Origin of the sequence: Dethiosulfatibacter aminovorans DSM 17477 (assembly GCF_900142005.1) — a bacterium.
In the GTDB taxonomy this organism is placed as follows: Bacteria; Bacillota; Clostridia; order Tissierellales; family Dethiosulfatibacteraceae; genus Dethiosulfatibacter; species Dethiosulfatibacter aminovorans.
On the sequence record NZ_FQZL01000008.1, the window covers coordinates 113,420 to 128,601 of the forward strand.

The 15,182-nt window shown below is 42.7% G+C and carries 9 protein-coding genes; 6 read left to right on the forward strand and 3 right to left on the reverse strand.

Going from position 1 to position 15,182, the window contains the following annotated elements; translation table 11 throughout:
- Genes BUB05_RS06850 through BUB05_RS06860 form a run of 3 tightly spaced genes read right to left on the reverse strand, consistent with a single transcriptional unit; the run spans position 1 to position 1,834 of the window.
- Positions 1-1,170 carry a cysteine desulfurase family protein gene (locus BUB05_RS06850; RefSeq protein ID WP_073048850.1) on the reverse strand — a complete coding sequence of 390 codons (1,170 nt, stop codon included), beginning with the start codon at positions 1,168-1,170 and terminating at the stop codon, positions 1-3.
- 10 nt (positions 1,171-1,180) lie between these two features.
- Positions 1,181-1,600, reverse strand: coding sequence for a DsrE/DsrF/DrsH-like family protein (locus tag BUB05_RS06855; protein ID WP_073048851.1), 420 nt, complete (start codon positions 1,598-1,600; stop codon positions 1,181-1,183).
- A gap of 12 nt (positions 1,601-1,612) precedes the next feature.
- Positions 1,613-1,834, reverse strand: coding sequence for a sulfurtransferase TusA family protein (locus tag BUB05_RS06860; RefSeq protein ID WP_073048852.1), 222 nt, complete (start codon positions 1,832-1,834; stop codon positions 1,613-1,615).
- A 409-nt stretch (positions 1,835-2,243) separates the two neighbouring features.
- Between BUB05_RS06860 and uvrB the strand changes: the two genes are divergently transcribed.
- From uvrB to nifJ, 6 genes are all read left to right on the forward strand, one after another.
- The gene (gene uvrB / locus BUB05_RS06865) at positions 2,244-4,244 is read left to right on the forward strand and encodes an excinuclease ABC subunit UvrB (protein ID WP_073048853.1); all 2,001 of its coding nucleotides are present in this window, start codon (positions 2,244-2,246) and stop codon (positions 4,242-4,244) included.
- A gap of 108 nt (positions 4,245-4,352) precedes the next feature.
- A complete protein-coding gene (uvrA, locus tag BUB05_RS06870) occupies positions 4,353-7,166 on the forward strand; it encodes an excinuclease ABC subunit UvrA (RefSeq protein ID WP_073048854.1) in 2,814 nt (937 codons plus the stop codon).
- Between the two features lie 51 nt (positions 7,167-7,217).
- Positions 7,218-8,138, forward strand: a complete 921-nt coding sequence (locus tag BUB05_RS06875) for a GGDEF domain-containing protein (RefSeq protein ID WP_073048855.1) — start codon at positions 7,218-7,220, stop codon at positions 8,136-8,138.
- Positions 8,139-8,286: 148 nt separating this feature from the next.
- Positions 8,287-10,143, forward strand: coding sequence for an excinuclease ABC subunit UvrC (gene uvrC, locus BUB05_RS06880; RefSeq protein ID WP_073048856.1), 1,857 nt, complete (start codon positions 8,287-8,289; stop codon positions 10,141-10,143).
- Positions 10,140-11,063: an HPr(Ser) kinase/phosphatase gene (gene hprK / locus BUB05_RS06885; RefSeq protein ID WP_073048857.1), complete on the forward strand. Its 924-nt coding sequence runs from the start codon at positions 10,140-10,142 to the stop codon at positions 11,061-11,063. Before uvrC ends, hprK begins: the two co-directional genes overlap by 4 nt.
- Before the next feature lie 514 nt (positions 11,064-11,577).
- The gene (gene nifJ / locus BUB05_RS06890) at positions 11,578-15,117 is read left to right on the forward strand and encodes a pyruvate:ferredoxin (flavodoxin) oxidoreductase (protein ID WP_073048858.1); all 3,540 of its coding nucleotides are present in this window, start codon (positions 11,578-11,580) and stop codon (positions 15,115-15,117) included.
- Positions 15,118-15,182 lie beyond the last annotated feature (65 nt).

A 15,182-nucleotide genomic window follows, 5' to 3' on the forward strand; every position in this document is an offset into this window, starting at 1 on the left:
TTACACCTCCTTATTGCTTAGTGGGCTGATCAATCTCAGCTGATTAACGATTTTCTCAATTGCATCGACTGTTTCATCTATATCTTCCCCGGTGTTGTATCTTCCCAAGGTGAATCTGATGGATCCATGTGCTCTTTCGTGGTCTCCTCCTATTGCTGCTATGACATGGCTGGCTTCAAGAGACCTGCTGAAGCAGGCGGAACCTGTGCTGACAGAGATGCCGTACATATCCATGTGGAGGGTAATGGATTCTCCCTCTACATGATGGAATGTTATGTTTGCATTCTGGGGAGTGCGTTTTTCAGGATGACCGTTGAGGGTTACATCCGGTATCCTGTCAAATACCAGTTCGATTATTCTGTCACGTAGTGTTTGGAGTCTTTCATTCTCCTCATCCGTAACAAGCTGGACAGCCTTTGCAAAGCCCATTGCACCGGGTATGTTCTCTATACCCGGCCTCAGGTCGAATTCCTGGAATCCTCCATCCATGATTTTTCTGATTTCAGTATTTTTCCGAACGTAAAGTCCTCCTATACCCTTTGGACCGTGTATGGTGTTTGAGCTTACAGTGACAAGGTCCAGGTTGAGTTCATCCACATTTATTGGCATTCTTGTAAAGGTATGAGTTGCGTCCGTATGGAAGAGAACTCCCTTTTCCCTGCAGATTTCACCGATGGATTTCAGATCCTGAACTGTGCCGATTTCCTGGTTGCCGTGTTGTATGGAAACCAGTATAGTTTCATCTCCGATAAGTTTGCGAAGCTGCTGGAGATCCACGAACCCGTACTGGTCCACATCCAGGTAGTCGATTGTGAATCCTTCCCGTTCAAGTTCCTTTGCAGAATGAAGAACGGGATAGTCTTCAATTTTTGATATTATCATATGCTTTCCCTTCTTGCCGCCCAGGGCCTTGGCAACTCCCTTGAGGGCAAGGTTTGACGATTCCGTGCTTCCGGATGTGAATATGAATTCTTCACTCGATGCGCCGAGCTTTTGGGCAAGTATCAGTCTGGCTTCTGCCAGTGCCTCCTTGGCTTCTATGCCGATTGAATATCCGAACTCCGAGGTTGCAACTGCATAGTTGTTAAAAAACCAGGGAGTCATTGCTTCCAGTACTTTTTCATCCAGTCTTGTTGCTGCTGAATTGTCCATGTAAATATTTCTTCCCATATTTTCACCTCTATATGAACAGGGTTATGGAAGAATCCCTGGCTTCCTGTATATATGTGCCTACGGCTCCATATTCATCTATCAGTTCTTCAGCCATGTCCTTCCTTTCTATTCCCATGATTTCCATTGTCATTTCGCATGCGATGACTTTTCCGCCAAGTTCCTTGAAATCTGACATGAGCCTTTCAACCGGTGCCACATTTTTCTTTTTCATCCTCATTTTCATTATCAGTTTTCCAAGTCCAAGAAAATTCATTTTTGACAATGGGCCCTGGGACAAGCCGTTTTTTTTCAGTCTCAACAATCCCCAAAATGTAAAATACAAGGATGCCTCCATACCCATTGCAAGAGCTCCATTAGCGACAATGAGGGAGCTGTTGAGTTTGTCCATGTCCCCGCTGTGTACTATAATGGTAGCTTTTTCACTCATGAAGAAACCTCCTTATTTCCTTATTACTATTATCCACTCATCTTCATTTTCTTCTATGCTTTCAACAATGACGGACAAGGCTTCTGCCGCCATTGGTATCTCTTTTTTTGATGCGGCGTGGGTGCCCCGTATAATTATTCTGTCTCCTGGAGAAGCCTTCCTGTGGGCTTTTCGCATCTCTACCAGTGGAACGGGACAAGTTTCTCCTCTAACGTCAATATTAATGTCAGCCATGATATCCTCCTTTCTGAATATTGTTGATTATTTAGTATTCAAGCAGCATATTTTCATCTACATTTACTGTATTTTGTTGTCTATATTATAATTGTAATACTTGTTTGGTGATTTGTAAAACGGGCTAATGACAGTAATGAAGTGAGGGTTTTTACTTAATATTAACTTTAATTATTGTTGTATCGGTGATAGGCTTGACTTATGGATGAATTGCAAGTAGAATAGAAACACACCCGAACAAAAGTTCGGCAGACTCTTTGGTGGATGACTGCACCATAATGCTTGATATTATTTGGATGACAGTCTGCAATAGAGTATAATAATAAGTAATCAAGTTATATCATTTTTTGATATCGAGACTGACTTGAATTAAATGAAGAAGCTATTATGTTGAATCAAGAGGTAGTTTATGGAAAAAACAGGAACATTTAAAATAAAATCCGAGTACAAGCCCACGGGAGACCAGCCCCAGGCTGTTGAGAAGCTGGCAAATGGAATAATGGGAAACAAGAAGTTCCAGACACTTCTGGGAGTTACGGGATCAGGAAAGACCTTCACCATGGCAAACATCATAGAGAAGGTCCAAAGACCAACCCTTGTAATAGCTCACAACAAGACTCTTGCGGCACAGCTGTGCTCCGAGTTGAAGGAATACTTCCCCGACAATGCAGTGGAGTACTTCGTAAGCTACTACGACTACTATCAGCCGGAAGCCTATGTACCTTCATCGGACACATATATAGAAAAGGATTCGTCAGTCAATGATGAAATAGACAAGCTGAGGCACTCGGCTACTGCGGCCCTGTTTGAAAGAAGGGATGTAATAATAGTAGCCTCAGTATCATGCATATATGGACTTGGCAGTCCCGTTGACTATGAAGATCTCGTCATATCCCTGAGGCCTGGAATGGTAAGGGACAGGGATGATATAATCACCAAGCTTATTGAGATACAGTACAAGAGAAACGATATAAACTTCACCCGTGGGACTTTCAGGGTCAGGGGTGACGTACTTGAAATATTCCCCGCATCTTCTTCAGAGGAGGCTGTGAGGATTGAGTTTTTCGGCGACGAGGTTGAAAGGATAACGGAAGTGAATTCCGTAACAGGGGAGATTCTCGGCAGAAGGAAGCATATCTCCATCTATCCTGCATCCCACTACGCAACTACTGAGGAAAACATACAGAGAGCCGTAGGGAGCATAGGAGAGGAGCTGGTTGTGAGGCTGAAGGAATTCAGGGACGAGAACAAGCTTGTGGAAGCCCAGCGCCTTGAACAGAGGACAAAATACGACATAGAGATGCTCAGGGAAATGGGATTCTGCAGCGGAATAGAAAACTATTCAAGACATATAAACAATCTTCCTCCTGGAACCAGGCCGTACACACTTATAGACTATTTTCCAGATGACTTCCTTATGATAATAGACGAGTCACATGTCACGGTACCCCAGGTAAGGGGAATGTTCAACGGTGACAGGGCCAGAAAGCAGACTTTGGTGGATTTTGGTTTCAGGCTGCCGTCGGCACTCGACAACAGGCCCCTGCAGTTTTCCGAGTTTGAGAACAAGATAAACACTGTCGTGTTCGTCAGTGCCACTCCCGGACCTTACGAGTACGAACATTCCGAAAATACCGCCGAACAGATTATAAGGCCTACGGGACTCATAGATCCTGAAATAACTGTCAAGCCTGTTGATGGTCAAATAGACGACCTGATAAATGAAATAAGAAAAACAGTGGAGAAGGACCAGAGGGTTCTTGTAACAACCCTTACCAAGAGGATGTCGGAAGACCTTACCTTCTATTTCAAGGATGTGGGCATTAATGTAAGGTATCTCCACTCCGACATAGATACCATCGAGCGGATGGAGATTCTAAGGGATCTGAGACTCGGTAAGTTTGACGTACTCATAGGTATAAACCTCCTAAGGGAGGGTCTTGACCTGCCTGAGGTTTCTCTTGTTGCCATTCTCGACGCGGACAAGGAGGGTCTCTTCAGGTCGGAGACCTCACTGATACAGACCATAGGAAGGGCAGCAAGGAATATTGACGGCCGTGTCATAATGTACGCCGACAGCATTACGCGGTCCATGGACAGGGCCATATCCGAGACCAACAGAAGAAGAAGAATACAGGAGGAGTACAATAAAGAGCACGGTATAACTCCCCAGTCAATAGTTAAAAATGTAAGAGAAGTAATAGAGGCAACTACGGCAGCCGAGGAGGAAGAGGAATATATCGTTGACGGCAAGCCTGTTGAGATACACAGCGAGAAGGACCTTCTGAAGCTTATAGACAAGCTCAACGAGGAAATGATGGAAGCGGCCAGGAACCTCGAATTCGAAAAAGCCGCAACAATCAGGGACGAAATCAAGAAGATGAAGAAACTGAGCAAAATAATGATGTAAAATTAGTGTAGCTTCATTAGATTTGATGTAGGTGATTTTGCATCGTAACATTAATTTAGAACATAATAAGTATAATTAAATATAAAATAAGTAGAAAAACGAGGAAATATGGAAAACAAAATTGTAGTTAAAGGTGCCAAAGAGCACAACCTTAAAAACATAGATGTGGAGATTCCACGAGACAAGATGATAGTATTCACGGGACTAAGCGGATCGGGAAAGTCTTCTCTTGCATTTGACACCATATATGCAGAGGGTCAGAGAAGATATGTGGAGAGTCTGTCTTCCTATGCCAGGCAGTTTCTGGGGCAGATGGAAAAGCCGGATGTTGAGTATATTGAAGGACTTTCTCCAGCCATATCCATCGACCAGAAGACGACAAACAGAAATCCAAGGTCGACTGTGGGCACTGTAACGGAAATCCACGACTACCTTAGACTTCTTTATGCTAGGGTTGGAGTGCCTCATTGTCCCAACTGCGGAAGGGAAGTGTCATCCCAGTCAATAGACCAGATAATTGATGCTGTCATGGAATATCCGGAAAGGACAAGAATTCAGATAATGGCTCCAGTTGTAAGAGGACAGAAGGGCACCCATGCCAAGCTTCTTGCAGCCATGAAAAAGGAAGGCTATGTAAGGGTAAGGATAGACGGAGAAGCACATGAGCTGGAAGATGAAATAAAACTGGACAAGAACATCAAGCACGATATAGAAATAGTCATAGACAGGATAATCATCAAGGAAGGTATAGGAAAGAGACTGACGGACTCCGTGGAAAGCGCACTTGAGCTGGCGGAAGGGCTGGTCTATGTAGATGTGATAGACGGCGAGGGCATGCTCTACAGTACGGAGTTTGCATGCACACACTGCAACATGAACATAGGGGAAATAACACCAAGGATATTTTCCTTCAACAGCCCCTTCGGAATGTGCAATGCATGCAACGGCCTCGGAGTGAACAAGGAGATAAGTGTTGACCTTGTACTTCCCAACATGGACCTTTCAATACCTGAAAGGGCAGTTGCCCCTTTTGGAGCGGACAAGAACGGCTACTATTTTCAGATATTCAAGGCAATTGCGGACCACCACGGATTTGACATAGACAAGCCATTGAAGGAAGCGCCCAAGGAGTTCATAGATGAGCTGCTTTATGGAACGGGCAGAAGGAAGATAACAGTAGATTTTGAAAGCAAGTTCAATGGAAGAAGGGTTTTTACAAAAGAGTTCGAAGGTGTTGTGAACAATCTTGAAAGAAGATATTCGGAAACAAGGTCCCACGACATGAGAGAATGGATTGAAAGCTATATGGTTGAGAAGCCATGCCATGTCTGTGAAGGGGCAAGGCTGAATCCAAACGCCTTGGCGGTCACCATTGATGGAGTGAACATACACGAGCTTTCATCAATGGCCATAGGAAAGATACTGGATTTTCTTTCAAAACTTAAGCTTGACGACAGAAGGGCATTCATAGCGGAGCAGATACTGAAGGAAATAAATGAAAGGCTTGGTTTTCTGGTCAATGTCGGACTTGATTACCTTACCCTGAGCAGAAATGCAGGAACGTTGTCGGGAGGCGAATCCCAGCGTATAAGACTTGCTACCCAGATTGGATCGAGTCTGGTTGGAGTGCTTTACGTACTTGACGAGCCAAGCATAGGTCTTCACCAGAGGGACAACGGCAGGCTAATAGAAACATTGAGGGGACTTACGGATATAGGAAACACACTTATAATCGTGGAACATGACGAGGAAACAATACATGCTGCGGACCATGTGCTTGACATAGGACCAGGAGCTGGAATACACGGCGGTGAAATAGTGGCCCAGGGTACTGTTGAGGAAATAATAAGCAACAAGGAATCGATTACGGGACAGTACCTGAGCGGGGAGAAAAAAATCGAGGTTCCTTCCTCCAGAAGGAAGGGCAATGGCAGCAGCATAACGGTAAAGGGGGCCGCCCAGAACAACCTGAAGGACATAGATGCGGAAATACCGCTTGGAACCTTTACATGCATAACAGGAGTTTCTGGTTCAGGAAAGAGTTCCCTCATTAACGAGATACTTTACAAGGGAATATACAGGAAGTTCCACAAGAGCAGGGTAGTTCCCGGAAAGCATGACGAAATACTGGGAATTGAAAACATAGACAAGATAATAAATATAGACCAGTCACCAATCGGAAGAACTCCAAGGTCCAATCCGGCAACCTATACCAAGGTATTCGACCAGATCAGGGATCTTTTCGCCATGACTCTTGAAGCCAAGACAAGAGGGTATAAGAAGGGGAGGTTCTCCTTCAATGTCAAGGGTGGAAGATGTGAGTCCTGCAAGGGAGATGGAATCATAAAGATAGAGATGCACTTCCTTCCCGATGTCTATGTCCCCTGCGAAGTCTGCAAGGGTAAAAGGTACAACAGGGAAACGCTGGAGGTCAAGTACAAGGGCAAGAACATAAACGAGGTCCTTGATATGTCAGTTGAGGAAGCGCTGGAGTTTTTCGACAGCATACCAGGCATAATGAACAAGCTTAAGACCATGAATGATGTAGGGCTCGGATACATAAAGCTTGGGCAGCCGTCTACACAACTGTCCGGTGGAGAGGCTCAGAGAATCAAGCTGGCGTCGGAATTGAGCAAGAGGAGTACCGGCAAGACATTGTATATTCTTGACGAACCTACTACAGGACTTCACATGGCTGATGTTCACAAGCTTATACAGGTTCTCAACAGGCTTGTTGAAAGCGGCAATACGGTGGTTGTAATAGAGCACAACCTTGATGTGATCAAGACTGCAGACTATATTCTTGATCTTGGGCCTGAAGGTGGAGACAAGGGAGGGCTTATAATCGCCAGGGGAACTCCTGAGGAGCTGGTCAAGGTGAAAGGTTCATATACGGGGGAATACCTCAAAAAAATCTTATAATTGTTGAATATTGAATACCAAAGTTGTATAATTTTATCAGTGGGTGATAGGATGGATAATACAGAATTGTTGAGTCTTCCACAGGCCGTAATAGATGTGCTGCCTGTAGGCATAGTGCAATGCGGCCTTGTTTTGGATGATGATTCAAATATAAAAGACATAAGAATATTAAAAGCCAACAAAGGCATAAAGGAAATTACAGGATACAACAACTATGAGCTTTACAACAAGACAATGAAGGAGCTTTTTCCTTCAATAAGTGAATCCGTATACGACTGGATTAAAATACTTGGTGAAGCTGCACTTTATGTTGGAAAAAAACATATTGAACAGTACATGAACATGTTTGATAAGTATCTTAGCATTGATGTAGTAAGCATAGAGAAGAACAGCTTCTATTTGGTGATGGATGATATTACGGACAAGAAGGAATTCAACAGGAATATTCTTGAAAAGGACAGCGAAATCAACTATATCAACGAAGAACTTAGAAAGAAGGCAAATCTTGACAATATGACACTTGCATACAATTACCAGTTCATAATGAAGCTTCTTAAGGAAGAGGCTGCTGCCGCAAATGAGGGAATAAAAAAATTCACTGTCGCCCTTTTGGATATTGACGGATTTACTGAAATAAACAGGAATCACGGGATTGAAATTGGAGACAGGGTTCTTGAGGAAACATCGGAAGCCTTGAAGAACAGTATGAGGAAAATCGACTCTCTTGCAAGAACAGGAGGGGATGAGTTCCTTCTGCTCCTTACAAATGTAGATATAAACATAGCAAAGATAGTCATAGAAAGGATGAGAACCCAGCTTGATCTGGATGTTCGAGCCATTGAAGGTGAAAATATAACACTAAGCGGAGCCGTTCTTGAATATGAAGGCGGAGGCTGTGAAGCATTTTACCACAAGCTGAGGGACAAGCTGGCAAAGGCAAAATCCCTTGGATACAACACAATCATTTTTTAAGGCGCGTGGAAAGTTTACTTTAAACAAAACACCAATGCTTCAAGGCGTTTTGATATTTCAACTTTCCTAAGCTGCGAGAATTAGCTGCAAAAGTTAGTACTAAAGCTCCATATAAATCATATGGAGCTTTTTCTTACCGGGAGAAAGAATGTTTGATATAAAGGAAGAGCTTAAGAAGATTCCTGACAATCCTGGAATCTACCTTATGAAGGACAAGAAGGATGAAGTAATATACATTGGGAAGGCAAAGAACCTGAAGAAGAGGGTTAAGCAGTATTTTCAGTCGAGGAACCATGCGGGCAAGATACAGCAGATGATATCCAATATTGATTCCTTCGAATATATTATTACGGATTCCGAACTTGAAGCATTGATGCTTGAAGCCAATTTCATAAAGAAATACAGGCCCAAATACAATACCATGCTTATGGATGACAAGCAATATCCATATATAAAGGTTACAGTCAGCGAAAAATTTCCAAGGGTCATGAAGGTAAGACAGATTAAAAAGGACGGAAGCAAGTATTTCGGACCCTATACCAGTGCCTACGCCGTCAAGCAGACCATAGAAAGCATAAGGAATATATTCAAGATAAGAAACTGCAGTCTTAAGATAGTGACGGGGAAGGAAAATTCGAGACCATGCCTGAACTACTATATAGACAGGTGCAAGGGACCCTGTATAGGCAAGGTTGACAGTGACGAGTACAGGAAAGGAATCGATGAAGTTCTACAGCTGCTTAATGGAAGGGAAGACAGACTTATAGATATTCTTGAAGAAAGGATGCTGGAGGCTTCTGAAAATCTGCAGTTTGAACATGCTGCAGAATACAGGGACAGGATAGCAGCTATAAGAAATCTCACCGACAAGCAGAAGATTACCAATACCAACCTTAAGGACATGGATGTCATAGGGCTGGCCATTGGAGAAAGTGATGCCATAGTCCAGATATTCTTCATAAGAGGAGGAAAAGTAGTCGGAAAGGAAGACTATCTTATGACAAGAAACCTGGAGGACGATGCTTCGGACCTTGTATCCTCTTTTGTCAAACAGTACTATTCGGGTACTGTATACATTCCGAAGGAAATATATATTGAAACTGAAATTACGGACCAGGACCTTGTATCCCAATGGCTTGGAGAAAAAAGAGGAAACAAGGTGGAGCTTAAGATTCCTGTAAAGGGTGAGAAAAGCATGCTCATGAAGATGGTCAAGAAGAATGCTGAAGAAAAGCTTCAAAAGGATATAGAGAAGATAAAGGTAAGAAGGAAAGAAAACCATGACGCCCTTGAGGAGCTTTCGGAACTTATTGGACTGGAGCATATTCCATTGAGGGTTGAGGGTTACGACATATCCAACATACAGGGCGTGGAAAATGTTGGCTCCATGGTTGTGCTGGAGGAAGGCGAGTTCAAGAAGAGCAGCTACAGAAGATTCAGAATCAAGGAAGTAATGGGTCAGGATGACTATGGCTCCATGGAAGAGATGCTTGAGAGAAGAATTAACAGGGGTTTAAGGGAGAGCAGCCTGACAGAGGAAAAGAAAGGCTTTGGAAAGTTGCCGGACCTTATACTGGTAGACGGAGGCAAGGGTCATGTCAATATAGCAGAGGAAGTGCTGAAGGATCATGGTCTAAGGATTCCAGTTGCTGGGATGGTAAAAGACGACAAGCATGCCACCAGGGGACTTATTTATGAGAACAAGGAAATAATGCTGTTAAGAAACACCAAACTCTATCGTCTCATAAGCTCCATGCAGAATGAGGTTCACAGGTTTGCAATAAGCTACCACAGAAATCTTCGAAAGAAGAACACCTTCAAAACTGTTTTGGACAATATAGAAGGAATTGGTGAAAAGAGGAAGCTTGAACTCATTAAGCATTTTGGCTCCGTAGAAGGAGTAAAGAAGGCATCTCTTGATGAACTTGAGAATGCACCTCGGATGAACAGCAAGGCGGCAAAAAATGTATTTGAATTCTTTAACAAGGAAGGTAATGTCAAATGAAATTGATTTCAATCAGGGAAATTGTGGAGGGTCTGGACCTGGAAGTGATATTTATGCCGGAGGGCAGGGAAGCCCATGTGCAAAATGCGGACCTTATCAGGCCGGGACTGCAGCTGGCCGGGTATTTTGACATGTTCAGCTACGAAAGGATACAGGTAATTGGAAAGACGGAATCGAATTATATCAGCACCCTAAGCGGTGGAATAAAGATCAACAGGCTCAATAAGATTTTTGCCTACCCCATACCAGCGGTAATAGTGGGAAATGGGATGGAGGTTGATCCCACCATGGTTTATTGTGCAAAGAAACATGGAAGAGCTCTTCTTAGGAGCCCTGAAAGAACCACCAAGCTTATCAGGGACCTTGGAATCTTTATAGAGGACAAGCTTGCCCCCGAAAAAACCATACACGGAGTCTTAATGGAGGTGTATGGAGTGGGTGTACTCATCAGAGGACAAAGCGGCATAGGGAAAAGTGAGACGGCCCTTGAACTCATCAAGAAGGGACACCGACTTATAGCGGATGATGCCGTAATAATGAGAATGATAGACAACAGCATAGAATGCACATCTCCTCCCCTTACCAGGCACCTTCTTGAAATAAGGGGAGTTGGGATAATCGACATCAAATACATGTACGGAGTAGGATCTGTAAAGATAAAGCAGAAGCTTGGACTCATCCTTGACCTTGAGGAATGGGACCAGAAGCAGATTTATGACAGGCTTGGCTTCGACAGTGAATACGAGAATATTTTCGGAGTTGACATTCCAAAATCGAGAATTCCGGTAAGAATAGGAAGAAATACATCCATGATAGTGGAGGTTGCAGCCATGAATCTGAGACAGAAGCTCCTGGGATACTCAATAGAAGAGGAATACAACAAAAGATTTATGGACAATATAAACAGCGGTAATATGTAAGAGTTATCCGAAATAAATTATTTAAGTAGTTTTGTGTCGGAAATCATAAATTGTCCTTGAAAATATATGGATTGTATTTTAAAAGTGAACATAGTACTTCTTGAAATAGACATATGACATAGGGATTGAATCCATGAAAACAGCAAATGTTGAAAAAGAGGTTGCTTTGAAAGTGGATTTGTGTTCCTTGCATGACACATATATGACTGGGAAAATCGTTTCAATGCCTAATTAATTTAAAACGCGATTTTCGGTTTTAAATAAATAAAACATCAAAAAAACTTAATTTTTCTTTCAAAAAACAATTTTAACCAATGGAAGTTAGGAAAACATATTGCAGGGAAAAAACTTTTGACTTGCTAAAATAGGTTTTTTTATGCCTGGCTAAATAAATAAAGGAGGAAAATGCGAAAAACATTATGTTTCCCTATTGACGATTGGAACTGCACATATTATACTTAATTGTAACTGTTCTGCATATTGTATACAAGATAACCAAGGAGGTTAGTTTTAAATGGCAAAATCAATGAGAAGTATGGATGGAAATACGGCAGCAGCTTATGTTTCCTATGCTTTCACAGACGTAGCGGCTATCTACCCAATAACTCCGTCATCACCAATGGCTGAGCACGTAGATGAGTGGGCTGCAAAAGGTCAGAAAAACATTTTTGGCCAAGAAGTAAAGGTGACTGAATTACAGTCAGAGGGTGGAGCTTCAGGAGCCGTTCACGGTTCGCTGGCTACAGGAGCCCTAACAACAACATTTACAGCATCACAGGGATTATTGCTTATGATTCCAAACATGTACAAGATAGCTGGTGAATTACTGCCGGGTGTTTTCCATGTTAGTGCAAGAGCTGTAGCAAGTCATGCATTGTCAATATTCGGAGACCACTCTGATGTTATGGCTGCAAGACAAACAGGATTTGCAATGCTGGCATCAGGAAGTGTTCAGGAAGTTATGGACCTTGCAGGTGTTGCGCATCTTACTGCAATCAAGTCAAGAGTACCTTTTGTACATTTCTTTGACGGATTCAGAACTTCACACGAAATTCAAAAAATAGAAGTAATTGATTACAGTGAATTTGAAAAGCTTGTTGACTTTGAAGCTGTTCAGGCATTCAGAGACAGAGCATTGAACCCAGAGCATCCTGTAACTAGAGGTACTGCTCAAAACCCTGACATCTTCTTCCAGGCGAAAGAAGCTTCAAACAGCTTCTACGACAATCTTCCGGAAACTGTAGCAGCTTACATGGAAGACATAAGCAAGGTGACAGGAAGAACTTACAAGCCGTTCAACTACTATGGAGCGCCAGATGCCGACAAAGTAATAATTGCAATGGGATCTGTAACAGAAACAATTGAAGAGACAATTGACTACCTTGTAGATCAGGGAGAAAAAGTCGGTGTTGTTAAAGTACACCTTTACAGACCTTTCTCAGAAAAATATTTCTTCGATGTACTTCCTGAGACAGTTAAGAAAATTGCTGTTCTTGATAGAACTAAAGAGCCTGGTTCACTTGGCGAGCCTCTTTACCTTGACATCAAGTCAATGTTCTATGACAAGGAAGAAAAACCATTAATAGTTGGTGGAATATACGGACTTGGATCAAAGGATACACTTCCTTCTCACATAAAATCCGTATTTGACAATCTTGCTGCTGACGAACCTAAAGACAGATTCACAGTTGGTATAGTTGATGATGTAACATTCAGGTCTCTTCCAATTGGAGAGTCTATAAGTGTTGCTTCAAAAGGAACTATAAGCTGTAAGTTCTGGGGACTTGGTTCAGACGGTACAGTTGGAGCAAATAAAAATGCAATAAAGATAATCGGTGACAATACTGACAAGTATGCACAAGGTTATTTCTCATATGACTCTAAAAAATCTGGTGGTGTAACTGCATCTCACTTGAGATTCGGTGACAATCCAATAAGATCGACATACCTTATCAACAAGGCTGATTTCATTTCTTGTGCACAGCAGTCTTACGTTGACAAGTATGACCTTCTTAAAGGCATCAAAAAAGGTGGAACTTTCCTTCTCAACACTCTTTGGAATGCTGAAGAGCTGGAAGCAAATCTTCCGGGAGAACTTAAGAAGGCCATCGCCGACAATGATGTTCAGTTCTATACAATAAACGCAACTAAGATTGCTGCTGAAATCGGTCTTGGAAACAGGACAAACATGGTAATGCAGTCTGCATTCTTCAAGCTTGCAGAAGTTATACCTGTTGATGAAGCTGTTGGATACCTCAACAAGGCTATCGAGAAATCATACGGTAAAAAAGGTGAGAAGGTAGTCAACATGAACGTTGAGGCTGTTAAGCAGGGTATATCCGGACTTGTAAAAGTTGAAGTTCCTGCTTCATGGGCATCTGCTGAAGCTACTGCTGCAGTTGTGGACACAAACAAGCCTGAGTTCATCAAGGAAATACTTGAGCCTGTAAATGCGCAAGAAGGAGACTCTATTCCTGTAAGCAAGTTTGTAGGAAGAGAAGACGGTACATTCCCTCAGGGAACTGCTGCTTACGAGAAGAGAGGTATAGCTGTAAACGTGCCTGAATGGCAGGTTGCAGACTGTATCCAGTGTAACCAGTGTGCATTTGTTTGTCCTCACGCTGCTATCAGACCTTTCCTTCTAAACGAAGAAGAAAAAGCCAACGCACCTGAAACTTTCGAAACAAAGAAAGCAATGGGTAAAGGCTTCGAAGGACTTGAGTACAGAATACAGGTATCTGCACTTGACTGTACAGGATGTGGAAACTGTGTTGACATCTGTCCTTCAAAGAACAAGGCAATCGTAATGAAGCCAATCGGAACTCAAACTGAGAAAGAAGTTCCAAACTGGGATTACGCTATAGAAAATGTAACAGTTAAAGATGATCTTATGGACAAGAAATCTGTTAAGGGAAGCCAGTTCGCATTCCCATACCTTGAGTTCTCAGGAGCTTGTGCAGGATGTGGAGAGACTCCGTATGCAAAAGCAGTAACTCAACTTTACGGAGACAGAATGATCATCGCAAACGCTACAGGATGTTCTTCAATCTGGGGTGGATCTGCTCCTTCTACAGTTTATACTACAGATGCAAAGGGCAAAGGTCCTGCATGGGCAAACTCACTGTTTGAAGACAATGCCGAGTACGGATACGGAATGGCAATGGGCGTCAAGCAAATGAGAGAAAACATCAAGGTGAACATGGAAGCTCTTATAGCCAAGGATGAATTCAGTGCTGAAATCAAGGAAGCATTCAAGGCTTGGATTGACACAATGAATGATGGAGAAGCTTCTAAAGAAGCATCTGCAACAGTTCTTGACCTTCTTACTAAGCTTTCACCATGTGAAGACTGCAAGAAAGAGGTTCAAAATATCCTCGACAGAAAAGATTACCTGATCAAGAAATCCGTATGGATACTTGGTGGAGACGGATGGTCATACGATATAGGTTACGGCGGACTTGACCACGTGCTTGCAAGTGGAGAAGATGTGAACGTACTTGTATTCGATACAGAGGTTTACTCAAACACTGGTGGACAGTCTTCAAAGGCTACACCAACAGCTGCAACTGCCAAGTTTGCTGCAGCAGGAAAGAATGTTAAGAAGAAAGACCTTGGTATGATCGCTGCAACGTACGGTTACGTATATGTAGCTCAGGTTGCAATGGGAGCAAACAAGAACCAGTTCATGAAGGCATTGGTTGAAGCAGAAAGCTACAACGGACCATCATTGATCATGGCTTACGCTCCATGTGTAAACCACGGAATAAAAGCTGGTATGGGCAAGACTCAGACCAAAGAGAAAGATGCTGTTGAAGCAGGATACTGGCACCTGTACAGGTTCAATCCTCTTCTTAGAGAAGAAGGAAAGAATCCTTTCGTTCTTGATTCTAAAGAGCCTACTGCATCATTCAGAGAATTCCTTGAAAGCGAAGTAAGATACACTTCACTTCAAATGCAGTTCCCTGACATAGCTGAAGAACTTTTTGCCAAGGCTGAAGCTGACGCAAAGGAAAGATACGAAAGCTACAGGAGAATGGCGGAAATGCAGTACTAGGAAATAAATGGAAATCCCGGCCGAGGCCGGGATTTTTTATTGTTAAATCCTTTGACTTGATTTGT